General features: G+C 64.6%; 23 protein-coding genes. 13 read left to right on the top strand and 10 right to left on the bottom strand.

Translation table 11 applies throughout. The features are described from left to right. Both DXH78_RS14715 and DXH78_RS14710 read right to left on the bottom strand, forming a co-directional pair. Positions 1 to 939 carry a LysR family transcriptional regulator gene (locus DXH78_RS14715; protein ID WP_115518501.1) on the bottom strand — a complete coding sequence of 313 codons (939 nt, stop codon included), beginning with the start codon at positions 937 to 939 and terminating at the stop codon, positions 1 to 3. Positions 940 to 962: 23 nt separating this feature from the next. Then, positions 963 to 2048, bottom strand: coding sequence for a YeiH family protein (locus tag DXH78_RS14710; RefSeq protein WP_430727499.1), 1086 nt, complete (start codon positions 2046 to 2048; stop codon positions 963 to 965). Positions 2049 to 2147: 99 nt separating this feature from the next. Here DXH78_RS14710 and DXH78_RS14705 point away from each other — a divergent pair, with 99 nt between their 5' ends. From DXH78_RS14705 to DXH78_RS14690, 4 genes are all read left to right on the top strand, one after another. Then, positions 2148 to 2705, top strand: coding sequence for a flavin reductase family protein (locus DXH78_RS14705; RefSeq protein ID WP_115517991.1), 558 nt, complete (start codon positions 2148 to 2150; stop codon positions 2703 to 2705). A 187-nt stretch (positions 2706 to 2892) separates the two neighbouring features. After that, complete coding sequence (locus tag DXH78_RS14700) at positions 2893 to 3828, top strand: cache domain-containing protein (RefSeq protein WP_115517990.1); 936 nt, start codon at positions 2893 to 2895, stop codon at positions 3826 to 3828. Positions 3829 to 3851: 23 nt separating this feature from the next. Beyond that, on the top strand, positions 3852 to 4895 hold the full coding sequence (locus DXH78_RS14695) for a ligand-gated ion channel (protein WP_245416883.1): 1044 nt from the start codon (positions 3852 to 3854) through the stop codon (positions 4893 to 4895). A 204-nt stretch (positions 4896 to 5099) separates the two neighbouring features. Next, positions 5100 to 6443, top strand: coding sequence for a dicarboxylate/amino acid:cation symporter (locus DXH78_RS14690; RefSeq protein ID WP_115517988.1), 1344 nt, complete (start codon positions 5100 to 5102; stop codon positions 6441 to 6443). A 72-nt stretch (positions 6444 to 6515) separates the two neighbouring features. Here DXH78_RS14690 and DXH78_RS14685 read toward each other — a convergent pair whose 3' ends face one another. Beyond that, complete coding sequence (locus DXH78_RS14685) at positions 6516 to 7157, bottom strand: nucleoside deaminase (RefSeq protein WP_115517987.1); 642 nt, start codon at positions 7155 to 7157, stop codon at positions 6516 to 6518. A gap of 169 nt (positions 7158 to 7326) precedes the next feature. Between DXH78_RS14685 and DXH78_RS14680 the strand changes: the two genes are divergently transcribed. From DXH78_RS14680 to DXH78_RS14665, 4 genes are all read left to right on the top strand, one after another. Next, positions 7327 to 7833 carry an RrF2 family transcriptional regulator gene (locus tag DXH78_RS14680; RefSeq protein WP_115517986.1) on the top strand — a complete coding sequence of 169 codons (507 nt, stop codon included), beginning with the start codon at positions 7327 to 7329 and terminating at the stop codon, positions 7831 to 7833. Positions 7834 to 7846: 13 nt separating this feature from the next. After that, positions 7847 to 8308 (top strand): carboxymuconolactone decarboxylase family protein, encoded by a 462-nt coding sequence (locus DXH78_RS14675; RefSeq protein WP_115517985.1) that lies wholly within the window; start codon positions 7847 to 7849, stop codon positions 8306 to 8308. Positions 8309 to 8392: 84 nt separating this feature from the next. Then, complete coding sequence (locus tag DXH78_RS14670) at positions 8393 to 10021, top strand: peptide chain release factor 3 (RefSeq protein WP_168192844.1); 1629 nt, start codon at positions 8393 to 8395, stop codon at positions 10019 to 10021. 139 nt (positions 10022 to 10160) lie between these two features. Further along, positions 10161 to 10874, top strand: coding sequence for a hypothetical protein (locus tag DXH78_RS14665; protein WP_115517984.1), 714 nt, complete (start codon positions 10161 to 10163; stop codon positions 10872 to 10874). Positions 10875 to 10892: 18 nt separating this feature from the next. On the opposite strand, the gene DXH78_RS14660 is transcribed toward DXH78_RS14665, so the two are convergent. After that, positions 10893 to 11870: a Bug family tripartite tricarboxylate transporter substrate binding protein gene (locus tag DXH78_RS14660; RefSeq protein ID WP_245416882.1), complete on the bottom strand. Its 978-nt coding sequence runs from the start codon at positions 11868 to 11870 to the stop codon at positions 10893 to 10895. A gap of 219 nt (positions 11871 to 12089) precedes the next feature. Between DXH78_RS14660 and DXH78_RS14655 the strand changes: the two genes are divergently transcribed. The 5 genes from DXH78_RS14655 (at position 12090) to der (ending at position 16388) form a co-directional block, all read left to right on the top strand. Beyond that, entirely contained in the window at positions 12090 to 12671 is a 582-nt protein-coding gene (locus DXH78_RS14655) for an NnrU family protein (protein ID WP_115518497.1), read from the top strand. Positions 12672 to 12708: 37 nt separating this feature from the next. Then, positions 12709 to 13533, top strand: coding sequence for a 3-methyl-2-oxobutanoate hydroxymethyltransferase (gene panB, locus DXH78_RS14650; protein WP_115517983.1), 825 nt, complete (start codon positions 12709 to 12711; stop codon positions 13531 to 13533). A 238-nt stretch (positions 13534 to 13771) separates the two neighbouring features. Beyond that, the gene (locus DXH78_RS14645; RefSeq protein WP_115517982.1) at positions 13772 to 14455 is read left to right on the top strand and encodes a tetratricopeptide repeat protein; all 684 of its coding nucleotides are present in this window, start codon (positions 13772 to 13774) and stop codon (positions 14453 to 14455) included. Between the two features lie 8 nt (positions 14456 to 14463). Continuing rightward, positions 14464 to 14970 (top strand): hypothetical protein, encoded by a 507-nt coding sequence (locus DXH78_RS14640; RefSeq protein WP_115517981.1) that lies wholly within the window; start codon positions 14464 to 14466, stop codon positions 14968 to 14970. A 53-nt stretch (positions 14971 to 15023) separates the two neighbouring features. Then, positions 15024 to 16388 carry a ribosome biogenesis GTPase Der gene (gene der / locus DXH78_RS14635; protein WP_115517980.1) on the top strand — a complete coding sequence of 455 codons (1365 nt, stop codon included), beginning with the start codon at positions 15024 to 15026 and terminating at the stop codon, positions 16386 to 16388. A 117-nt stretch (positions 16389 to 16505) separates the two neighbouring features. Here the strand turns inward: der and DXH78_RS14630 are convergent, their stop codons facing one another. From DXH78_RS14630 to DXH78_RS14605, 6 genes are all read right to left on the bottom strand, one after another. Next, the gene (locus DXH78_RS14630) at positions 16506 to 17252 is read right to left on the bottom strand and encodes an SDR family NAD(P)-dependent oxidoreductase (protein WP_115517979.1); all 747 of its coding nucleotides are present in this window, start codon (positions 17250 to 17252) and stop codon (positions 16506 to 16508) included. 127 nt (positions 17253 to 17379) lie between these two features. After that, positions 17380 to 18894 carry an amidophosphoribosyltransferase gene (gene purF, locus DXH78_RS14625; RefSeq protein ID WP_115517978.1) on the bottom strand — a complete coding sequence of 505 codons (1515 nt, stop codon included), beginning with the start codon at positions 18892 to 18894 and terminating at the stop codon, positions 17380 to 17382. After that, on the bottom strand, positions 18894 to 19523 hold the full coding sequence (locus tag DXH78_RS14620; protein WP_115518496.1) for a CvpA family protein: 630 nt from the start codon (positions 19521 to 19523) through the stop codon (positions 18894 to 18896). The genes purF and DXH78_RS14620 overlap by 1 nt, the downstream gene beginning before the upstream one ends. A gap of 238 nt (positions 19524 to 19761) precedes the next feature. Further along, entirely contained in the window at positions 19762 to 21165 is a 1404-nt protein-coding gene (gene radA / locus DXH78_RS14615) for a DNA repair protein RadA (protein ID WP_115517977.1), read from the bottom strand. A 204-nt stretch (positions 21166 to 21369) separates the two neighbouring features. Then, positions 21370 to 22545, bottom strand: a complete 1176-nt coding sequence (alr, locus tag DXH78_RS14610; RefSeq protein ID WP_115518495.1) for an alanine racemase — start codon at positions 22543 to 22545, stop codon at positions 21370 to 21372. Positions 22546 to 22602: 57 nt separating this feature from the next. After that, the gene (locus DXH78_RS14605; RefSeq protein ID WP_115518494.1) at positions 22603 to 24237 is read right to left on the bottom strand and encodes a GMC family oxidoreductase; all 1635 of its coding nucleotides are present in this window, start codon (positions 24235 to 24237) and stop codon (positions 22603 to 22605) included. Positions 24238 to 24345 lie beyond the last annotated feature (108 nt).

The raw sequence follows: 24345 nt of genomic DNA, 5'->3' as shown, positions 1-24345 counted from the left end.
TCAGCGACTCTTGCGCTTTGAAGCGAGCGGGAGCGGCGTTTCGCGGCCGTCCGCCGCCATCGTGAGTAATTCGCGTTCGGCCTGGCTGACCCAGCGCTCGCGGTGGCGTACGGCGTAGAACTGCCGCTTGGGCAAGACAAAGTTCAGCGCAGTCAGCGCGCCTGAGGCCAGCGCGTCGCTGACGGCCAGCTTCGACAAGGCTGCGGCGCCAGCGCCGTGCTCGACGGCGGCGCGTACCGCTTCGTTGCTCGGCAATTCGAGCACGATATCGAGAGTGTCGGGATCGACGCCGAGTACGGCGAGCGCATCCTCGAAGATTGACCGTGTCGCCGAGCCGCGCTCGCGAAACACCCAGCGCATGGCCTTGAGATCGACGGCGCCTAGAGGCTGGCGGTTTTTTGGCTGGCGATGTTCCATCGCCCTGTCGGCACGAGTGACGACGATGAGCTGGTCGTCGGCTACCGGAATCGCGGTCAGCGCCGGCTCGTCAATCTCACCTTCGACAAAGCCGAGATCGACCGTGCCCTCGCGCACCATGGCGGCGACCGTTTCGGTGTTGCCGACGATGAGGGAGAGGGCGATGCCGGGATATTTTTCGCGATACCGTGCCATCAAAGGCGGCAGCCAGTAGCTCGCGACGGTCTGGCTGGCGGCGAGGCTGAGCGAGCCGCGCTTGAGGCCGGCAAGATCGGTGAGTACGGTCTCGGCCGCGGCGGCGCGCGCCAGCACCGCGCGCGCCTCGGTGAGGAACAGTCGGCCGCTTTCGGTGAGCTCGATCCGCCGGCCGACGCGATCGAACAGTCGGACGCCGTAGCGTGCTTCCAGCGCGCTCACCGCGGCGCTGACTGCCGACTGGGTGAGGTTGAGTGCGCGCGCGGCCTGTGTGACATGTTCGCGCTCGGCGACCGCAGCGAAGATGCGCAATTGTTCCAGCGTCATGCTCATGCGGTCGCGCTCATGTCCTAGGCGTAAACGAGTTTGATGAGGATCAGGCTCAGGGCCGAAATGAATAGCGAAGCGGCGAGGCCCAGCAGCAGCGGACGCAGGCCTTTGCGTTTCAGCTTGGCGATGTCGGTCTCGAGTCCCATGGCCGCCAGCGCGACCGACAGCAGGAATGCGGTGGCCGGCACGATGATATCCTTCATTGCGGCCGGGATGGTGACCGCACTGTTCACAATGATCAGGGCGATGAAGCCGAAGACGAACCACGGCAACGGCGGCGCTTTGCCGGCGCTGGTATTCGCGCCCATCCGCCGGCTGGCGATCACGCCAAGCGCGATGACCAGCGGCGCCAGCAGGATGACGCGCGACAGTTTGGCGATGGTGCCGAAATATCCGGCCTGTTCGCCATCCTGATAGGCGGCGGCGACCACCTGCGCGATTTCGTGGATCGAGGCGCCGCTCCACAGGCCGTATTCATGCGGCGTAAGATGCAACAGGCCGGGCAGCAGCGGATACACAAACATCGCGATCGAGCCGAACACGGTGACGCAAGCGACCGCATAGGCGACGTCCTCGTCGGGCCCCTGGGTCACCGTATTGGTGGCGATCACCGCGGAGGCGCCGCAGATCGAGGTGCCGGCGGCAATCAGTTCGGAAAGCTTGCCATCGACACCGATCAGCGCGCCGAACCACTTGGTGAACGTGAACGTTGCCACCAGCGTTACGACGATCAAGGCTACACCGCTGGCGCCGACCTCTGCGACCTGCGCGGCGGTCAGTTGCAGGCCGAGCAGGATGATGGCGAAGCGCAAAATGCGGCGCAAAGAGAAGGTGATGCCGGCTTTTGCGCGCGCCGGCGTGCCGACGACGTTGTGAAAGGCGATGCCGATGAGGATGGCGAGGATCATCGGGCTGAGGACCGAGATGCCGGGGATCAGCCGCAGGCCGAAGGCTGCGGCGGCAATGGCAAAGGTCAAAGCGAGGCCGGGCAGGGTGGCGATCAGGCCGGCGCGCAGACGGGCGGCGGCCGAAATGGCGGAATCAGGGACAACGGCGGTCATCAGGGCATTTCCGGAGTTCAATTCGAGCGGGAATGCGCCGATCATGAGCCGATCCGAATGTTCGATCCAATTGATTATATAACATAAAATGTTCGAATTAAACGAACGAAAAGCGCCGCCAAACGGCCGTGCAGGAGGTCAGCCATGAAGCCAATCCGGAAGACGGATTTCCCGGTGGAGGAGATCCGCCGCTTTCTCGAGCCGGGCCCGGTGGTGCTGGTGTCTTCGGCCCACAAGGCAGAGCGCAACATCATGACAATGGGCTGGCATACGGTCATGGAATTCGCGCCCGCGCTGGTCGGCTGTGTCATCGCCAGCGGCAATCATTCGTTCGAGCTGATCCGCCGCTCCAGACAATGCGTGATCAATGTACCGACGTTCGATCTTGCGCCGGTGGTGGCCAAGATCGGCAATTGCTCCGGCGTCGACACCGACAAATTTGCGGCATTCAAACTCACGGCGGCAGCGGCGAGCGAGGTGAAGGCACCGCTGATTGCCGAGTGTCACGCCAGTCTTGAATGCAAGTTGCACGACGGCCGGCTGATCGATCGCTATAATTTCTTCGTCTTCGAGGTGGTGAAAGCGCATGCGCCGCGCGCACCAAAATATCCCAAGACCATTCATTATCGCGGTGACGGCCAGTTCATGGTATCGGGCCGCTCGATAAGTCTGCGCCGCTACTTCCGTCCTGGCATGTTGTAGTGGCTCGTCAACTCACGCGCGTGTCGGGCGTCACGTTGCTCACCGTCGCTTCTTGACGCCGCCCCGGCCCTCGGGCACGTAGCATTGCTCCCGCATTCGTCTTCCTGGAATTTCCGTGCCGTTACAGTCTGAGCAGGGCGCCGTCCGCCCGCGATTTTTCGTTGCCTCCATTTGGTATTCGCTCGCGATGGCTGCCGTTCTGGCGGCGACGCTCGCCGCAATGATGGCGGTTCAGCGCAACGCGATGCAGGAGACGGCGCACCGAGACCGCATCGCCCAGATGAAGCTGGTCAGCGGCGCGCTGGATTCGGCATTCGACCAGGCCGGCAAGCTGGCGCAGGCGCTGGCGGAGACAACGGCCCGCCGCGACCAGGTTGGGCGAGCGATGGCTGCTCGCGACCGCGATATGTTGCGGCGGGTGTCCGCGCCGGTGTTCGACTACGTCAAGAACAACGCCGGCATCGAGATCTTCGGCTATCACTCCGAGGACCTTCACTATTTCCTGCGCATGCACCGCCCGGAGCAGTTTGACGACGACATTTCGGCCTTCCGCTCGATGGTGGTTGCGGCCAACCGCAGCCGCCAGCCGCAGACCGGTGTGGAAATCGGCATCGCCGGCATCGGCATGCGCGGTATTGCGGTGATCAATTACGAGGGGCGTTTTGTCGGCACAGCCGAGGCCGGCGTCGCGATCCAGCCGATCCTCGAAATGGTGAAGGCCTCAGCCAATGCCGACGCCGCCGTGGTGATCGTGCCGTCGATGAGCGGCGTGAAGATTGACGACAAGCTGCCGCGGTTCGGCGATCTGGCGCTCGCGGTGTCGACCGACTCCGATCTGTTCACGCGCTTTCTCAAGCAGGAGCGTGTGTCGCCGGTGCGCGATCTCGAAATCGGCACCGTGCGTCTCGATGGCCGCAACTATAGCACTTCGATCGAACCGCTGGTCGACTTCAGCGGCCGGCTGGTCGGCCTCATCATTGCGCTGAAAGACGATCCGCTCGCGGGTCTGGCGCGAACCCGCATCGAACTGTGGGTGACCGCTTTGTGCGGCGGTATTCTTGCCTTTCTGGTTTTCGTCGTGCTGTTCCAGTTCGCCATTACGCGGCGCGAGGCGTCGAAGTGAGGCGGCTGCTCGCAGTTCTTCTCTTGCTCGCGGCAGCCATTGCCACGCTGCCGGCGAAGGCGGCCGATACGCCGTCGATGACGGCGGTGACAGCGCTGCCGCCCGGCGAATTGCCGGTGCGCGTGCGCGTCGCGTTGCGCGTGCTCAACATTCTCAGGATCGCGGAAGTTGCGGGGCAGGGCCGCCTGTCCATCGAGGTGACGCAGCGCTGGACCGACAGTCGGCTGCGTTTCGATCCGATCGCGCGCGGCTTTGCACGCGCCGATTATGTCGGGCCGGACGCCGACGCCTATCTCAAAACCATCTGGACGCCGCAGCTCGCGGTCGACAACCAGACTGGCGATAAGACGTCCCGCACCATGGCGGTGTCTGTCCATTCAGATGGCGATGTCACGCTGATCGAGCGTTACGAAAGCGATTTCCGCTTCGCCATGAACCTTGCGGCCTTTCCATTTGACCGCCAGAACCTGACCTTGTCGATGTCGCTGCCGCGTTACGCCAAGCAGGAAGCGATTCTGCTGGCAACCGAAGAAGATCGCAAGCTGTCGGACGTCGAGAACACGCTGTCGGTTGCCGACTGGAAAGCGGAACGGCCGCGTTTTGCCAACGAGGAAGCGGTCGGCTGGAACGCGCGTTTCTATTCGCGGCTCAACGCAACCGTTCAGGTGTTGCGCCATTCCGAGCAATACATCCTGCGCATCTTCGTGCCGATCCTCGCAGTGCTCACGGTGTCGATCTTCATCCTGTGGACGCCGGAATTGACCGGCAAGGAGAAGGGCACGCAAATCTTCTCGTCGATGCTGGCGCTTGCCGCACTCAGCTTCACGTTCGAGGCGAGTTTTCCGGGCGCTATCTCGCTCAATACGCCGGTCGCGCAGATCATATCGCTGGGCTATTTCTATCTGATCGTCGTCCTGCTGTCGGACGTCGTGCTGTCGCGGCTGATCGCGGCAGAGCGCGGTCATGTTGCGGCCTGGCTGGCCCTGCAGAGGCATCTGCGCTGGGCGCTTCCGGCGATCATGGCCATCGTCTGCATCGGCGCGACGATGCGTGCCTTGCCGGCCTGAGCGCCTGACGCGCGGCATCGATTTCCGCCATCAGCCAATGGCCTGACCCCATTTACTACGCCTTTGGTCGAGTGTGACCAAGGTCGATTTTCTCCATCTTCTTCAAGCGGATGTGAAGGTCTCATCCTTTTGGATTGCTTGCGACGATCCGATGCTTGGGCCTATGCCGTCGGCGAAACGTCCCTTCGAGCAAGAAGAAGCAACATGTCGCAAATTGCCATTCCGGCGCCGGCCACAGCCGCGCGTCCACGTAACCCATGGTACCGCATTCTCTACATCCAGGTTCTGATCGCCATCGCAATCGGCATCGCGCTTGGCCATTTCTGGCCCGATCTCGGCAAGGCGATGAAGCCGTTCGGCGATGGCTTCATCGCCTTGATCAAGATGATGATCGCGCCGGTCATTTTCTGCACCGTGGTGCACGGCATCTCGTCGATGGGCGATCTTCGGCGCGTCGGCCGCGTCGGCGTCAAGACATTGCTGTATTTCGAAATCGTGTCGACCCTGGCGCTCGCCATCGGCCTCATCGTCGGCGAATTGCTGCAGCCCGGCGCCGGCTTCAATATCGATCCGGCTTCGCTCGATATGAAGTCGGTCGCGACGTATGTGACGAAAGCCAAGGAAGACGGCATCGTCGCGCATTTGCTGGCGATCATTCCGGACAGCTATGTCGGTGCGCTGGCGCGCGGCGACCTGCTGCAGGTGCTGCTGGTGTCGATTCTGTCGGGCTTCGCGATCGCTGCACTCGGCGAGCGCGGCCAGCCGATCGCCAACGCCATCGACCAGGCGGCCAAAGTGTTCTTCGGCATCATCCGCATCGTGGTGCGCGTGGCGCCGATCGGCGCTTTCGGCGCCATGGCCTTCACCATCGGCGCCTATGGCATCGGCTCGCTCACCAAGCTCATCGCGCTGATCGGCACTTTCTACCTGACCAGCCTGCTGTTCGTGCTGCTGGTGCTTGGCGCCATCGCGCGCATGGCCGGCTTCTCGATCATCCGCTTCATCGGCTACATCAAGGATGAATTGCTGATCGTGCTCGGTACGTCGTCGTCTGAAACCGTGCTGCCGCAGATGATCCAGAAGATGGAGCATCTCGGCGCTTCACGTCCCGTCGTCGGTCTGGTCATTCCGACCGGCTATTCGTTCAACCTCGACGGTACCAACATCTACATGACGCTGGCCACCTTGTTCCTGGCGCAGGCGACCAACACGCACCTGACCATCTGGCAGGAGCTTGGCATTCTCGGCATTGCCATGATCACGTCGAAGGGCGCGTCCGGCGTGACCGGCGCGGGCTTCGTGACGTTGGCGGCGACGCTCGCCATCGTGCCGGATATTCCGATCGGCTCGCTGGCGCTGCTGCTGGGCATCGACAAGTTCATGAGCGAATGCCGTGCGCTTACCAATCTGATCGGAAACGGCGTCGCCTGCATCGTCATCAGCCGCTCCGAGGGCGAACTCGACAAGGCGGCGCTGCACCATGCCATGGCGCATCCGATTTTGGAGGGCGAAGCCCAGGAGCCGGGCGGGGCGCTGGTCCAAAGCTAGACGTCCAACGCGACCAATAAAAAAGCCCCCGCGATGAGCGGGGGCTTTTCATTTTTTGGAGCCTGAGATGCCTCAGTACCTGGCGCGATCGGGCAGCTTGCGGAATTCCTGCCAGACCTGCTGCGCCTCGCTGCGCAACAGCGGCGCGACCTGAACGGTGCGCTTGGCGTAGGGTCGCTTCATGTCCTGCGCGATGTTGGAATCGTCGAACAGGTCGGCATAGTCGGTCCAGGCGGCGGCGTAATAGATCTTGCTGACGCGCGCCCAATAGGCCGTCGCGTAGCACATTGGGCAGCATTCGCAGCTCGTGAACATCACCGCGCCTTTGATGTTCGGTTGGCCGACCTTCTTGCACGCCGCGCGGATCGCGTTGACCTCGGCATGCGCGGAAGGATCGTTATCGCGCAGCACGCTGTTGCCCTCGGCGGCGAGGATCTGACCGTCGCGTACGATGACGCAGCCGAACGGGCCGCCAGTGCGATCGACGACGCCGGCCTTACGCATCAGCGCGATGGCCTGACGCATGTAGGCGCGGTCTTGTTCGGTAGCCGCGGCAGGCGCGGGGGCAGCAATCGCCTCGCCGGCATAGGCGGCGGCGAAAGCGCCGGCGCCGGCTGCGAGGAAATGGCGGCGCGGCATGACGCGGGTCTGTGCGAGGGCGTCGTCGAAGAGGTCGTTGAGTGCAGTTTTGTCTTGGTGGTCCGGATGGTCCATTGGCGCTTCCTTAATAAGATACCGCACTGTAGGAGCGGGTTCTTTCGAAACAATTGATAAGGTTGGCGCAAATCGCCACCGCTTGAAGGGAGGTTCCGGCATGGTCTCGACGGGCACGCTTGCATTCGCCCTTAATCATGGATAAATAATATCCACGAAAGGCAAGATCATGAAACTCGGCGAAGGCGTCGAACAGGCGATCCACTGCGTGTTGCTGCTCTCCGGCCTGTCGGAGACGGGCGTGTTGTCAGCGCAGGCGCTGGCGGAATTCCACGGCGTATCGCCGAGCTATCTCCTGAAGCATCTGCAGGCCATGGCCGGGGCAGGGCTTCTGGAATCCGTGCCGGGGCCGAAAGGCGGTTATCGTCTGGCGAAACCGGCTGACAAGATCACACTGCTCGATGTCGTGCTTGCCGTGGAAGGGCCTGAGCCCGCCTTCCGCTGCGCAGAGATCCGTCAGCGCGGGCCGAGCCCGGTCGCGAGCCACTTCTTCAAGTCGCCCTGCGCGGTGAACGCTGCGATGCTCAAGGCCGAACGGGCGTACCGCGCGGAGCTGAAGCAGGTCACCATCGCCGATCTGGGTGGCCGCGGTGGCAGCGAACTGGGCAAGGCGATTACCGCGCGCACCTGCGCCTTCTTCGATCTCCACGAGCGCAATCGATCAACCAACCCGTAACAGGAGTAGAGCCATGAAGACCCGTTTCGATTTCGCCACTGTCGCGCCGGACGCCATGAAGGCGGCGATCGCGCTGGAGATGCACTGCAAGAACAGTGGTCTGCCGATGCGGCTGTTCCACCTCATCAAGCTGCGCGCGTCGATCATCAACGGTTGTTCCTATTGCGTCGATATGCACTCCAAGGAGTCGCGCGCCGACGGCCTCTCCGAGCAGTGGATCAATCTGGTGTCGGCCTGGCACGAGTCCACCGTGTTCTCCGACGAGGAGCGGGCGGTGCTGGCCTTTACCGACTCCTTGACCCTGCTGGCGCAGACCCGCGCGCCGGATGCCGACTACGACGAACTGCGCCGGTATTTCTCGGAATCCGATATCGCCAAGATCATCATGGTGATCGGCGCTATCAATGTCTGGAACCGCATTGCCGTCGGCACCCGCAAGAAGCATCCGGTGGATGCCGCGGCCAAAGCGGCCTGAACGGGCCGCCTGGGGTTCGTCAGACCGGACAGGAAGCAGGGAAAAGCCTTGAAATAAGGCGCTTTCCCTGCCACATGCCCGGCCATGGATCAGACCGCCGAAATGGCCGATTCGGGCCCGAAACTGCGCAATTCGTCGCCGCTGGCGGCGGAGGTCGACCGCCGCCGCACCTTTGCGATCATTTCGCACCCGGACGCCGGCAAGACCACGCTGACCGAAAAGCTCCTGCTGTTCGGCGGTGCCATTAACCTCGCCGGTCAGGTGAAGGCCAAGCGCGACCGCCGCTCGACCCGCTCGGACTGGATGTCGATCGAAAAGGAGCGCGGCATTTCGGTTGTCACCTCGGTGATGACCTTCGATTACAACGGCCGCGTCTTCAACCTGCTCGACACGCCGGGTCATGAAGACTTCTCCGAAGACACCTATCGCACGCTCACCGCCGTCGACAGCGCGGTGATGGTGATCGACGCCGCCAAGGGCATTGAGGCGCGCACGCGCAAGCTGTTCGAGGTGTGCCGTCTGCGCGACATTCCGATCATCACCTTCATCAATAAAATGGATCGCGAAAGCCGCGACCCGTTCGAAATCCTCGACGAGATCGAGAAGACGCTGGCGCTCGACACCACGCCGATGACCTGGCCGATCGGCATGGGCCGCGACTTCGCCGGCACCTATGACGTCCGCCGCGGCGACATGCGGCTGATGGTGGAGGACTCCAAGGACGCGCCATCTCAACCACTCGATTTGAAGATGCTGGCGGCGAAGAATCCGATGCTGGACGCCGATGCGATTGCCGAAGAGCTGTCGCTGATCAAGGAGGCGTGCAAGCCGTTCGATTTCGCTGCCTTCCGCGAAGGACATCTGACGCCGGTCTACTTCGGCTCGGCGCTGAAGAATTTCGGCGTCAAGGATTTGCTCGATGCGCTCGCTGATTTTGCGCCGCCGCCGCGGCCGCAGGCGTCTTCCACGCGCACGGTGGAGCCGGAAGAGAACAACATGTCGGCCTTCGTCTTCAAGATCCAGGCCAACATGGACCCGAACCACCGCGACCGCATCGCGTTCGCGCGGCTGGTATCGGGCAGGCTGCGCCGCGGCATGCGCGCCAAGCTGGTGCGCACCGGCAAGCCGATGACTCTGTCGGCGCCGCAGTTCTTCTTCGCGCAGGACCGCTCGATTGCCGACGAAGCCTTCGCCGGCGACGTCGTCGGCATTCCGAACCACGGCACCTTGCGCATCGGCGATACGCTGACCGAAGGCGAGGACATCAAGTTTCTCGGCGTGCCGATGTTCGCGCCGGAAATCCTGCGCCGCGTCAAGCTCGGCGATCCGATGAAAGCGAAGAAGCTCAAAGAGGCCTTGCAGCAGATGGCCGAAGAGGGCGTCGTGCAGGTCTTCCGCCCGCTCGATGGCGCGCCGGCCATGGTCGGTGTCGTCGGCTCGCTGCAGCTCGACGTGCTGAAGGTACGGCTCAAGGACGAATACGGCCTCGAGATCGGTTTTGATCAGCCGGAATTCCAGCTCGCGCGCTGGATCGCCTGCGACGACGACAAGAAGCTGAACGATTTTGTGCAGGCCAATTACTCGTCCTGCGCCGAAGATCTTGATGGCGACAAGGTGTTCATGGCGCGCAACCAGTTCATTCTCGACTACACCGGCGAGCGCGCGCCCGGCATCGTCTTCACCGACATCAAGGACGTGAAGAAGGCGGAGTAGGCTTCGGGCTCTCGGCCTCATGCCCGCTTTCGCGGGCGATGACGGGCAATTTGATGCGCCGCTCTTCGGTTGCGCATTCGCGCCTTGTTCTTCGGCGGAAAAAGCGTCAGCCTCTCCCTAGTGTCGGGACGGGGCCGCCATGCGTTTCATCATCGGGTTTCTCTCGGGTATCCTCGGTGCGCTCGCCGGCTGGTTTGCGCTCGCCATGCTGGTCATGGCGCTGGCGGGTCCGGACCGCGATGGCGGCGTTGCCATGGGCGCGTTCTTTAATATCGGGCCAATCGGCGGCGTCATCGGCTTTGTCGCCGGGGTGTTGCTGTATCTCAAATTCGGGATGACAGCCGAGGCGCCGGCGGATGCGGGGGTGGCCGGCCCATCAAGGGCGCCGAAACGGAAGCGCGTCTCGCGCCCCTTCGCCATCGTGGTTGTGGCGGTCCTGGCCCTTCTGGCGTGGGGGGCGTGGTACGAACTGATCCGCTCGCCTTACATGACGCGTGGTTTCATGACGCTGGAGCTGCAATTCAGGCTGCCGTCCGGCATGTCGCTGCCGGCCGATCCAACCGGCGTTCATATCGCTGTGAAGGAGGGATCGCAGACTCTCGAGCCCGCACTCGGGCCAGCGTGGCAGGGCACCGATGAAGGCCGGCCCGTCATCCGCGCCCATGTGACGCTCAGTCTGAAAACAGGTGCGCGATCGGTCACTCTGGCCTTGCCGGGCGTGCAACAGCAGACGTGGCCGATTGACTTGCCGCGCGATCCCGGGCCCACGCCCGGTTATGCGCCGTGGCAACTGGCGAGCGGGCGGTCCGAGCCGAAAATCGAGATGAACTTCCGCCTTAGTGCCGACCGCTGAGACGGCACGTTGTGCGTTTCAATTCACCTTCACATCCGCGGCCTTGATCACCGGTGCCCAGCGCTCGATCTCGCCGTCGATGCGGGCGCGGAACTGTTCCGGCGTATTGCCGACCGGCGCCATGAGCTGCACGGCCAGCTTGTCCTTCACCTCAGGCAGCTTGATGATGGCGACGACGTCCTTGTTGATGGCATCGACGATCGGCTTCGGCGTGCCGCCCGGCGCGATCAGGCCCATCCACGCGTCGGCGTCGATATCGATGCCGCTTTCCTTCAGCGTCGGCAGGTCGGGAATATAAGGCGAGCGTTCGGCGGTCGAGACCGCGAGCGCCTTCACCTTGCCGTCCTTGGCCTGCGACATCACCGAGATCGCGGGCAGGCAGGCCATCTGCGCGTCGTTACGAATGACGGCGAGGATGGCTTCGGGCGAGCTCTTGTAAGGAATATGGACGAGCCTTGTGCCCGCCTTGATGGCCACCGCTTCCATGGCCAGATGCGACAGCGAGCCGTTGCCGATGGAGGCGAAGTTATATTTGCCCGGGTTGGCCTTCATCAGCGCGACGAGCTCTTTCACCGAATTGACGCCGAGATCGTTCGATACCGCAAGAACGCTCGGCTGGGTGATCAGCTGCGTCACCGCCGCAATGTCCTTCTTCGGATCGTAGGGCAGCGACGAGAACAGAAGCGTGTTGATTGCCAGCGGCCCGCCGATCGAGACGCCGATGGTGGTGCCGTCGGGCGTCGCCTTGGCGACAATATCGGTGCCGGTATTGCCGGAGGCGCCGGCCTTGTTTTCGACGACGAAGGTCGAGTTCGGATATTGCTTGCCGAGTTGCTCGGCGATGAGGCGCGCCACGATGTCGGGCGTCGACCCGGCCCCGAACGGCGCGATGATGCGCACATTCTTCGGTGGCCAGGCGGGCGCGGAAGTCTGCGCCTGCGCGGGCAGGGCCAATGCGGCGACGGCCAGCAGGCCGAGCGCGATCCGTTTCAGCATCGATGTTTCCTCCACGTTTCGGCGTTTTGTCTTGCTTGACCTGTCGGCAGAAATATCTGCATTGGCGCTGCGCGCGGCAAGCGAAAGATGGCCGGTGGTGCCGCATCGGGCGCGCGGTTGCAGTGCGGCAAACGGCTTGCATTGGCGGCCATCATCGCCTCTACTGCGCCGCCAATAGCGGCGTCAATGCGTTAGCGGGTGGAAGCGATGGGCAATAATTTGGGTCTGATGTGCCTCATCGTCGGACTGGCGGTGTTTCACGCCTCGCATCTGTTCGTGACCCGGCGCGATGCACGCGCGGCGGCGATCGAGCGCCTCGGTACCAATGGTTATCGTATTGCTTTTTCGCTGGTGTCGCTCGCCGGGCTGGTGCTCATCATCTGGGGCTTCGCGCAATACCGTGCCACCGGCTGGATCGACGTCTGGTATCCGCCGGTCTTCATGCGCCACATTGCCGCGACTTTGATGCTGTTCGCGGCGATCTTCTTCGTCGCCACCTACATCCCAAGCCATATCAAGACGCGGCTCAAGCATCCGATGCTGACCGCGGTCAAGACCTGGGCGCTGGCGCATCTTCTCGCTAACGGCGATCTCGGCTCGATCCTGCTGTTCGGTTCATTCCTGGCCTGGGGCGTCATGGCGCGGATCGCGGCGAAGAAGCGCGGCGACAATGGCCCCGTGACCGCGCCGTCCGGCTATCGCAACGACATCATCGTCGTTGTCGCCGGCCTCGCGCTCTATGCCGCGCTCGCCTTCTATTTCCATCCGTACGTCATCGGCGTGCCCGTCTTTAGCAAGTAAGGCGGCTGCGCAGTTAAACTGCCCGGGAGACTAGGACGTGTCTGTACAGGAACAGATCAAGCGCTTCACCGCGCCCGATATCCGCGCCCGCAAGGGCGGCGAGCCCATCGTGATGCTGACGTCGTATCACGCCCACACCGCGCGCCTCGCCGACAAGTATTGCGACGTCATTCTGGTTGGCGATTCACTCGGCATGGTGATGCACGGGCTCGAGACCACCGTGCCGGTCACACTCGACATGATGATCCTGCAGGGTCATGCGGTCATGCGCGGTTCGCAGCGCGCGCTCGTCGTCGTCGACATGCCGTTCGGCACCTATGAGGCGTCGAAGGAGCAGGCCTTCATGAGTGCGGCGCGCGTCATGAAGGAAACCGGCTGCGGCGCCATCAAGATGGAAGGTGGCGCGCGCATGGCCGAGACCATCCGCTTTCTGGTCGAGCGCGGCGTGCCGGTGATGGCGCATGTCGGTCTCACGCCGCAATCGATCAACACCATCGGCTCGTTCCGCGCTCAAGGGCGTGACGAGACCGACTGGGCGCCGATCGAACAGGATGCGCTGGCCGTCACTCAGGCCGGCGCCTTCTCGGTGGTGCTGGAGGCGATCGCCGAGCCGCTCGGCCGCAAGATCACCGAAGCGGTTGCCATCCCGACGATCGGCATTGGCGCCTCGGTCGCCTGCGACGGTCAGGTGCTGGTGATGGAGGACATGCTGGGCCTGACGCCGCGGGTGCCGAAATTCGTCAAGCGTTTCGGCGACCTCGGCCCCGGCATCGAGAAGGCGATGGCCGATTATGCCGCCGAGGTCCGCGCCCGGACCTTCCCGGCGCCCGAGCACACTTATCCGATGAAAAAGAAGGGCTAAGGCGGCGTCTTTCGACCTCATGGTGAGGCGGGCCGCAGGCCCGTCTCGAGCCATGTGGCCGCCCATCCTTCGAGACGCGGCCTTCGGCCGCTCCTCAGGAGGCGGCGGAGGCGCCTAACCCTCTGAATCTTAACGGTTGTCTGGGACACTTTTTGCCTTGCGGCCGCCATACCGCTAGGTTACGCCGCTTGCGCCCGGCCAGGGCTGGGCGGGTTTTTGAAGGTGCGGGGAGCCATTCGTGGCCGATATTTTCAACGAAGTTGACGAGGAAGTCCGGCGCGAGAAGCTGAAAGCGCTGTGGGACCGCTATAGCCTCGTCATCATCGCCGTGGCTGTGCTCATTGTCGCCGGCATCGGCGGCTGGCGCGCTTATGAATATTACGTCGGCCAGAAGGCGTCGGTTGCCGGAGCGGCCTTCGAAGACGCCGTGACGCTCAGCGAGCAGGGCAAGCACGCCGAGGCCGAAAAGGCCTTTGCCAAGGTCGCGGGCGAGGCGCCGAAAGGTTATGCCGTGCTGGCCCGGTTCCGCGCCGCGGCCGAACTCGCAGCCGCGAACCCCGGCAAGCCGGAAGAAGCCGTGAAAGCCTATGGCGCCATTGCCGCCGATGGTTCGCTTGGTCCGCTCTGGCAGGATCTCGCCGCTGTGCGCGCCGGGCTGCTGCTGGTCGATAGCGCGCCATATGCCGACCTGCGCAGCCGTCTGGAACCAATCACCGCGGCGGGCCGGCCTTACCGGCACACCGCGCGCGAACTGCTGGCGTTGTCGGCGTTCCGCGCCAATGATGTTGCCGAGACGAGACGCTATATCGACATGATTTCAGCCGATGCCGAGACGCCGCCCGGCTCGCGCCAGCGCGTTGAAGTGCTGTCCGCGCTGATCGCGGGCGAAGGCAAGGCCGCTGCCGACGGCAAGAAGGGTTGAGGAGCAAGATGCGCAGTCTGCCACGCTTTGCCTTGTGGACGCTGCTGGTGCTCGCCGCGCCGGCTCTGTCCGGCTGCGCCAATTTCGATCCGGATAACCTCGATATCTTCGGCCTGAACGAAAAGAAGAAGCTGCCCGGTGAGCGCAAGGACGTGTTTCCCGAAGGCGTGCCCGGTGTGACCCAGGGCATTCCGCAGGAATACCGGATGGGCGCCCAGACGGCCGCGGGTGCCGATGCCGCCGCGTCGGCTCCGCAGCAACCGGCTGCTGCGCCGGTGGAGCCGGAAAAGCCGAAACCGGCTCCCAAGAGGACGGTCAAGCGCGCGGCCCCTAAACCCGCGCCGAGGGCCGCTGCGGCCCCGGTCGCTCCGGTCCAATCGCAGGAGGCGCCCGCGCCGCAGGCGACACAGCAACAGGCTCCGTCATCCGGCTGGCCGGCTCCGGCGCAAGGCACGACGTCATCGTCGGGCGGCGCATGGCCAGCGCCGCAGCCCTCCGGTACGTTCCAGCGCTAGAGTCGCGCAGGTCCGCTTTTCAAGGACCGCGCGAAGGCGCGAAACGGCACACCATGAGTTTCACCGTCGCCATTGTCGGCCGGCCCAATGTCGGCAAATCGACCCTGTTCAACCGGCTGGTTGGCCGGCGCGTCGCGCTGGTCGATGACCGGCCGGGCGTGACGCGCGACCGCCGCGAGGGCGAAGCGCGGCTCGGCGATCTCGATTTCACCGTGATCGACACCGCCGGCTTCGAGCAGTCCGGCGCCGAGACGCTCTCCGGACGGATGCGCGCGCAGACCGAGACCGCGATCGCGCAGGCCGACGCGGTCTTTTTCGTCATGGATGCGCGCGCCGGCGCGCTGCCGGACGACCGCGCTTTCGCGGCGCTGGTGCGCAAGTCGGGCAAGCCGGCGGTGCTGATCGCCAACAAGATGGAAGGCAAGGCGGGCGAATCCGGGCGGCTGGACGCTTATTCGCTGGGTCTCGGGGAACCGGTGGCGTTATCGGCCGAACACAACGAAGGCATGCCCGATCTCTATGATGCCTTGCGCGAGGCCTTGCCGGAAAAAACCGCGGAGGTGCTTGAAGCCAAGCAGGATGAGGACGGTCCCCATCCGATCCGCGTCGCCATTGTCGGCCGGCCGAATGCCGGCAAATCGACCTTGATCAATCGCCTGATCGGCGAGGAGCGGCTGCTCACCTCGCCGGAAGCCGGCACGACGCGCGATTCCATTGCCGTCGATCTGGATTGGCACGGCGAGAAATTCCGCCTGCACGACACGGCCGGTTTGCGCCGTCGCTCGCGCGTCGAAGAAAAGCTTGAGAAGCTGTCGGTCGGCGAAACGCTCAACGCCATCCGCTTCGCCGAAGTCGTGGTCGTGCTGCTCGATGTCGACAACGCCTTCGAGGAGCAGGACCAGAAGATTGTGGACCTGGTGGAGAGCGAAGGCCGCGCGGTGGTGCTCGCGGTCAACAAGTGGGACCTTAAAGAGCGCAATCCCGGCGACATTTCGAAGCTGCGTGAGAAAGCGCGCGAGAAACTGACGCAATTGCCGGACGTACCGCTGGTCGCGGTGTCGGCGCTGACCGGTGAGGGCCTCGACCGCCTGATGCAGGCGGTCATTGATGCGCATGCGGTTTGGAACCGGCGCATTTCAACGAGCGCCCTCAATCGCTGGTTTGAGGACGCGACCTCCGCGCACCCGCCGCCGGCGGTGTCGGGCCGCAGGCTGCGGCTGAACTACATCACCCAGGTGAAGTCGCGGCCGCCGAGCTTCGTCGTATTCTGTACGCGCGCCGATGCCGTACCCGACGCCTACAAGCGCTATCTCGTCAATTCGTTGCGCCAGGCCTTCGAATTGCCGGGCACGCCGGTGCGGCTGATGCTGCGCGAGAAGGCCAACCCCTATGAGGGGAAGGCGAAGTGGAAGAATTGAGAGGGCGCATCGCGCGCCATTACCGACGAAAGCGATGAACCGGTTATCGCTGTCGCAGCAGTCTATCGAAGGCGCTTGGGTCACCGGATGCCCGATTTTGCGGGCATAACGGCTCCGCTACGCCGGCGCCTTGAACGTCAGAAACTTGCCCGCGCGATAATCGTAGACCTTGCCGCTGTCGTTGCATGACGGCAGGCACAGCGGCACGATGGCCTTGGCGACCTCGTCCGGCGCCGGCAGCGTTTCGGGATCGACGCCCGGCCAGCCGCTGGCATGCATGCGCGTTCGCGTCGGCCCGGGATTGAACAGATTGACGCGCACATGGGTCGTCGCCGTCTCGGCCGCATAAGTACGCGCCAGTTCATCCAGCGCGGCCTTGCTGGAGCCGTAGACGCCAGTATAGGCGCGCCCAGCCCAGGCGAGGCCGGACGTGATGAACACCGCACGGCCCGCAGGCGCGGCGCGCAGCAGCGGGTCCATGGTGCGGATCAATTGCCAGTTCGCCTTCACATTGACTGCGTAGATGCTGTCGAAGTCCTTGGGTTCGGCATGCGCCAGCGGCGACAACACACCGAGGATACCGGCGTTGCCGACCATGACGTCGAGCCGGCCATAGCGATCATTGAGCGCCAAAGCCAGCCGTGCGATGCCGTCCATGTCCTTCACGTCGACCGGGACCAAAGTCGCGGTGCCGCCTGCGGCCTTGATCTTGTCGTCGACCTCTTCCAGTCCGCCGACAGTGCGCGCGACGGCGACAACATGTGCGCCGGCCTCGGCCAGCTGCAGCGCCAGCGCTGCGCCAATGCCACGCGAGGCGCCGGTAACCAGAGCGATCTTGTCGGTGAGCGGCTTTTGCGCGGTCATCCGTCGAACCTCATCCTGAGGAGGCCACGGGACGCGGCCGTCTCGAAGGAGGAGGCCTCATACTGCGAGACGCATTCCTTCGAAGCGCTCCTCAGCATGAGGGGCAGTGGAGGTCAAGCGGCCGGCCTTAAATCGCTTCCGCCAGCAGCGACAACTGACGCGGGCCTGCATCCTGCTGGCCGAGATCCGTTAGCGGCGTCGGGTAATCGCCGGTGAAGCAGTGGTCGGTGAATTGCGGGCGCACGTTGTCGCGGCCGGGCAGGCCCATGGCGCGGTAAATGCCGTCGACCGACAGGAAGGCGAGGCTGTCGGCGCCGATGAACTGGCGCATGCTTTCGAGATCATGAGTGGCGGCGAGCAGCTTTTCGGCGTCCGGCGTATCGATGCCGTAATAGTCCGGATGCTTGATCGGCGGCGACGAGATGCGGAAATGCACTTCCTTGGCGCCGGCATCGCGCATCATCTGAACGATCTTGCGCGAGGTGGTGCCGCGCACGATGGAGTCGTCGACCAGTACGATACGCTTGCCCGAGACCACGGCCCGATTGGCCGAGTGCTTCATGCGCACGCCCTGATCGCGGATCGCTTGCGTCGGCTGGATGAAGGTACGGCCGACATAATGATTGCGGATGATGCCGAGCTCGTAGGGGATGCCGCTTTCCTGCGCGAAGCCGAGCGCGGCGGGCACGCCGGAATCCGGTACCGGCACGACGACGTCGGCCGCAGCCGGCGCTTCGCGGCCAAGCTCCATGCCCATCGCCTTGCGTACGTTGTAGACGTGGCGGCCGCCGACGATGGAGTCGGGGCGGGCGAAGTAGATGTACTCGAAGATGCAGGGCCGCGCCGTCTGCGGCGGGAACGGCTTGTGCGACTGCGCGCCTTCGTCGTCGAAGATCACGATTTCGCCGGGCTCGACGTCGCGCACATATTCGGCGCCGATGATGTCGAGGGCGCAGGTCTCCGACGCCAGGATCGGGCAGCCGTCGAGCCGGCCGACGACGAGCGGCCGGATGCCGAGCGGATCGCGGGCGCCGACCAGCTTCTTGTTGGTCATGCCGACGAAGGCGTAGGCGCCTTCGAGCTGGCGCAGACCCTCGATAAAGCGGTCAACGAAACGGTTGCGCCGGGCGCGGGCGACGAGGTGCAGGATCACCTCGGTGTCGCTGGTCGACTGCATCATGGCGCCGTCGCGGATGAGCTGGCGGCGCATGGTCAAGGCGTTGGTCAGGTTGCCGTTGTGGCAGACGGCGAAGCCGCCGCCGTCAAGTTCGGCGAACAGCGGCTGGACGTTGCGCAGGATGGTCTCGCCGGTGGTGGAATAGCGGACATGACCGATGGACAGGTTTCCGGGCAGACGGTCGATCACGTCCCGCTTCGAAAACGTATCGCCGACAAGGCCGAGGCGGCGTTCGGAGTGGAAGCGCTTGCCGTCGAAGGAGACGATGCCGGCGGCTTCCTGGCCGCGATGCTGGAGCGCATGCAAGCCGAGCGCGGTGATGGCGGCAGCGTCGGGGTGACCAAAGATGCCAAAGACGCCGCATTCCTCGCGCAGCCGGTCGGCATAAAGATCGAGGTCCTGCTCCGGTTTCTGCGGATCGACCGCATCGCCGCCGGAGACCTGGTCTTGCGTCTGTTCTGGCATTAGCGGGTTCCCAGTCTAGGGTCCGGCTGCAAAACCGCAGCCATGCGCACAGTCGAGCCCAGCTCCGAACGGCGTTCCGGCGCCCCGTCGGGAGGAGCATCCTGATCGGCCGGCTTCGGCCGCTTCAGCTTTTGTAAGATGGTGCTTTCGGGGTCATCCGGCAACATGCCCTTGAGCCAATCCCCTGTGCTCTTGAGCACAACCTTTGACTTGGCGCCGCTGATCCAGGCCGGCTGACTGCGCTCGGGAACCAGCCAGTCGAAAAACAGGTAGGCCACCACCACAATCAACAGACCGCGGCCGAGGCCGAACAGGAAACCGAGCGTGCGGTCGAGTGCACCGACCCGGCTATCGAGCACCATGTCCGAAATCCGGACCGTAATGATGGAGACGATGAGCAGCGTTGCGACAAAGATGGCGCCGATGGTGACCGCGGTCGCAACCGTATTGCTGGAGAAGTAGCCTTGAGCGATCGGCAGTGCCTTGGAGAAAGAATACAGCGTGACCAAGGCCGCGATGGCCCAGGCCGCGATCGAGAGGACCTCGCGCATGAACCCGCGGATCATGGCGAGCAGCCCGGAGATCAGCATTACGACCAGAAGCAGGATGTCGAGCAAGGTGACCGGCATGCCAGGCTTTTCCAAGCGCTCCGCGAATTGGCGTTGGCGCGGCCCCTTGCGACGGGTGGCCGGCACGGCGAATCCAAAGCTTTCGTTTCCCCAAGCCTCTTGGCGGCTTGCGGGCACGGCGTCAATATCGGTTCTAAGTGCTTTGTGTCAGGCTCTTTTTTGCCCGCGGCCGGGCGCCTCTCGCCCGCTGGCGGGCCGGCCTCGCGCGCGCCTTCTATAGCGGGGCGTCACCGGGCCGTCATCCGTCTTTTCGCCGGGGTTCGGCAACCGGGCGGGGTTTTCCCAGTGCCGCTATATCCGCCACCAGGCCGGAAAGCTGACCCACGGTCATGAATCGGATCGCCGGATCGCCGGCCTCGCCGCGGGCGGCCTCCGGCATGACGGCGCGGGCAAAACCGAGCTTGGCGGCTTCCTTGAGCCGCGCCGGGCTGTGGCTGACCGGCCGGATCGCACCGGACAGCGACACCTCGCCGAAATAGACGGCATCGGCCGGCAGCGGCGAATTGGCCAGCGACGAAATCAGCGCCGCCGCGGCGGCCAGATCCGCCGCCGGTTCGTTGATGCGCATGCCGCCGGCGACGTTGAGATAGACGTCGTAGCCGCCCAGTTTCACGCCGCAATGCGCCTCCAGCACCGCCAGCACCATGGCCAGCCGGCTCGAATCCCAGCCGACCACCGCGCGACGCGGCGTGCCCAGCGAGGTCGGCGCCACCAGCGCCTGGATTTCCACCAGCAGCGGCCGCGTGCCCTCCATGCCGGCGAACACCGCGGTGCCGGGCGAGCCGAGATCGCGCTCCGACAGGAACAGTTCGGACGGATTGCTCACCTCGCGCAGGCCCGCACCGGTCATCTCGAAGACGCCGATCTCGTCGGTCGGGCCGAAGCGGTTCTTCACCGCGCGCAAGATGCGGAACTGGTGCGAGCCTTCGCCCTCGAAGGAGAGCACGGCATCGACCATATGCTCGACGACGCGGGGGCCGGCGATCTGGCCATCCTTGGTGACATGGCCGACCAGGATCACCGCGGCGCCGGAGCGCTTGGCGAAGCGGATCAAGGTTTGCGCCGCGCCGCGCACCTGCGTCACGGTGCCGGGCGCGCTTTCGACCGCGTCGGTCCACATGGTCTGGATCGAGTCGATGATGATGAGCCGCGGCACCTTGCCTTCGGACAAAGTGGCGATGATGTCCTCGACCGAGGTCTCGCTGGCGAGTTCGACCGGCGCATCGGACAGGCCGAGCCGCTCGGCGCGCAGCCGCACCTGGGCGGCGGCTTCCTCGCCGGAGATGTAGACGGCGCGGTGGCCGGCGCGAGCGAGCGCGGCACTGGCCTGGATCAGCAAGGTCGATTTGCCGATGCCGGGATCGCCGGCCATCAGGATCACCGAGCCGCGGACGAAGCCGCCGCCGGTGACGCGGTCGAGTTCGGACAGGCCCGAGGGCAGGCGCGGGGCGTCCTTGGCTTCGCCAGTGAGGGGCTCGAGCTTGAACAGGCGGCCTTTGGCCGGCTTGCGCGGGCCGACAGGCTTGTCGCCGCCTTCCTCGGTTAGCGAGTTCCACTCGCCGCAGGCCTCGCAGCGGCCCTGCCAGCGAGAAGCCGCGGCGCCGCAGTTCTGGCAGACAAAGGCGAGATGGCGCTTAGACATGACAGGCCGGCATAGGCGGAATCGTTCCCGAATGGTCGCAGGCAGGCTAAAGCCCGTATGAGAACATTACAAGAACATTCGTAAACGAAGTCCCAAGCCCGTCAATTCGGAGCGCGACTGAGGCCGCGCGCCCGGAGTCCATACGCCGCAGCAGGGGACATGGATTCCGGGTCCGCGCTGCACGCGTAATGGAATGACCGAGGATCAGTCCCTTCGATACACCCGGTGATAGCGGCGTCCGAGGCTCGTGAGCACCTCGTAGCCGATGGTGCTGGCGCCGCGGGCGACCTCGTCGAGGGGCAGGTCGTCGCCGATCAGGGTCACCATGTCGCCGCGGCGCACGGCGCCTTCCGGCAGGTCGGACACATCGATCGTGGACAGGTCCATCGAGACGCGGCCGGCGATTGGACACAGTCTGCCGGCGACGAGCGCAGAGCCGCCGGGCGTTTCATCGGTCGAGCCGGAGGCGCGCAGGAAGCCGTCGGCATAACCAGCCGCGATCACCGCAACGCGCGTTGCGCGCCGCGCCGTCCAGGTGGCGCTGTAGCCCACGGTTTCGCCGCGCGTCACGCTGCGCACCTGGATGACGCGCGCTTTCAGATCGATCACCGGCCGCATCGGGTTCGGCTTGCCTGGCGTCGGATTGACGCCATAGAGCGCGACGCCCGGACGCACCACGTCGCAATGCGCCGCATCGCCGAGGAAGATACCGGACGAGTTCGACAGCGATGACGGAATGCCGCGATAGAGGAGGCGCACCTCGCGGAAGAGTTTGATCTGTCTCTCGTTGAGCGGATTGTCGGTCTCTTCGGCGCAGGCGAAGTGACTCATCAGAAGATGAATGCCGTGGTTCTCGGCGCGGATGCGCGGCGCGAGCGCCGCGGCTTCGTTGATCGAGACGCCGAGCCGGTTCATGCCGGTATCGACATGCAACGCCGCGCCGCCGCGCCAGCCGGAGGCAGCGCAATAGGCATCCCATTCGGCCAGCTCGACCGTCGAGCTGATCACGGGCTTCGCCTTGATCACCGAGAACTCGGGCCCGCTGCCGGGCATCACGCCGTTGAGCACATAGATCGCCGCGTCGGGCGCGGCGGCGCGCACACGGCGCGCTTCGCTCAGGTCCGCGACGAAGAATGTCTTGCAGCCTTCCCGGGCCAGCGCATGCACGACCGGCTCGATGCCCAGCCCATAGGCATTGGCCTTGACCACGGCGGCGCATTCGGCGGGCGTGGCCCGGCGGCGCAAGGTCTGCCAGTTGGCGGCAAGGGCGCCGAGGTCGATGGTCAGCGTGCCGCCGGCCTGCGCCGCGGGCGGGCCGTCCTTTTCGACGATACCGGTGTCGACCGGCGGGGCGGTTTCAATGAGGTCGATCGTGGCCATGTTCAAGGTTTAACGGTCCCGGCGCGTTGCGTCCACGTGAATGCCGGTCGATTTCAATCAGGCAATTGTGGCTGCTTCCGGGGCGGGGCGGCCGCGAATCATGTCGGAAGCCTTGTCGGCAATCATCAGGGTCGAGGCGTTGAGATTGGCCGAGATCATGCGCGGCATGATCGAGGCATCGACGACGCGCAAGGCCTCGAGGCCGTGGACGCGCAAGGTGTCGTCCACCACCGCCATGCTGTCGGTCGACGGACCCATGCGGCAGGTGCAGCCGGGGTGGAAGGTGGTCTGTCCGCGCATCGTCGCGGCATGCAGGAATTCATCGTCGGTCTGCACATTCGGTCCGGGAAAATCCTCGTAGTCGTAATAAGGCTGCATCGGCACGGAGGAGAGCAGGCGGCGCGCCAGCTTCATGCCGGCAATGGTGACGCGGCGGTCGAGTTCGTGGCCGAGATAATTGGTCTGGATCGCGGGCGGCTCGAACGGATCGCTGGAGCGGATGCGAACATGGCCGCGCGCTTCCGGCCGCTGCTGCCACGAGGCGACAGAGACGCCGGGCTCGCGCTCAAGCTTGCCCTGTTCGCCTTCCATGTAGCTTGCCGGCGTGAAGGTGAGCTGGAGATCCGAGGTCTCGGCCGTTTCGCCGGAATGCCAGAAGCAGTAAACCAAGGTCGGCGACAGCGCGAGAATGCCGCGGCGCCGGACCGCCCAATTCAGCGCTTCCATCGCCAGATTGAAGCCGCGGGCGCGCTGGTTGATGGTCTTGATGTTCTTCACCCGCGCCACCGAGCGCGGCGCGTAGTGATCCTGCAGGCCTTCGCCGACGCCGGGCAGGGCGTGCTTTACGGCGATGCCGCGCGCGGCGAGAAGCTCGGCCGGGCCGACGCCGGACAATTGCAGCAGTTGCGGCGAATTATAGGCGCCGCCGGAGAGGATGACCTCGCGGCGCGCGCGAACTTCCTTCGTTTCGCCGCCGCGCCCGCCAACCTTGTAGCGGATGCCGGTGGCGCGTTTGCCGTCGAACACGATTTCGGTGGCATGGGCCTGCGTGCGCACCGTGACGTTGCCGCGCTTCATCGCCGGATGCAGAAAGGCCGTGGCGGCGCTGATGCGGCGGCCGTTGTGGATGGTGCGCTGGGCGTATGAGACGCCTTCCTGCATGGCGCCGTTGTAATCGGGGTTGCGCGGGATGCCGAGGCTGACGGCGCCGTCGATGAAGGCGTCGCACAAGGGATCGCGCCAGTCGATGTCGGTGACGGTCAGTTCGCCGTTGCGGCCGTGATAGGTGTCGTCGCCATTGCCGATGCGGCGTTCCATGCGCCGGAAGTAGGGCAGCACATCGGCATAGCCCCAGGAGCGGTTGCCGATTTGCGCCCAGGTGTCGAAGTCGCTGCGCTGGCCGCGGTTGTAAATGTGGCCGTTGATCGAGGACGAGCCGCCGAGCGTCTTGCCGCGCGGCGAGAAGATGCGGCGGCCGTTGGTGTAGTCGCCGGGCTCCTGCGAATAGCACCAGTTGATGCGTGTGTTGTAGAACGTCTTGATGAAGCCGGCCGGGATGTGGATGTATGGGTGCCAGTCGGCGGGGCCGGCCTCGAGCACGCAGATGCTGACATTGCGATCTTCGCTCAGCCGGTTGGCGAGCACGCAGCCGGCGGAGCCTGCGCCGACAATCACGTAATCGAACGTATCCATTTCCATCCCGGTCTTTTTGTTGCCGGGATGCTAGCGCCGCACGGGGCGGTGGGGAAGGGTGGACGTATTAATCGGTCATTCCCGGACGCGCATGAAATGCGCGGGCCC

The organism is Undibacter mobilis, from assembly GCF_003367195.1.
GTDB classification, from domain to species: Bacteria; Pseudomonadota; Alphaproteobacteria; order Rhizobiales; family Xanthobacteraceae; genus Pseudolabrys; species Pseudolabrys mobilis.
The sequence above is the reverse complement of the archived record's forward strand: the minus strand, read 5'-3'. Positions and strand labels throughout refer to the sequence as shown.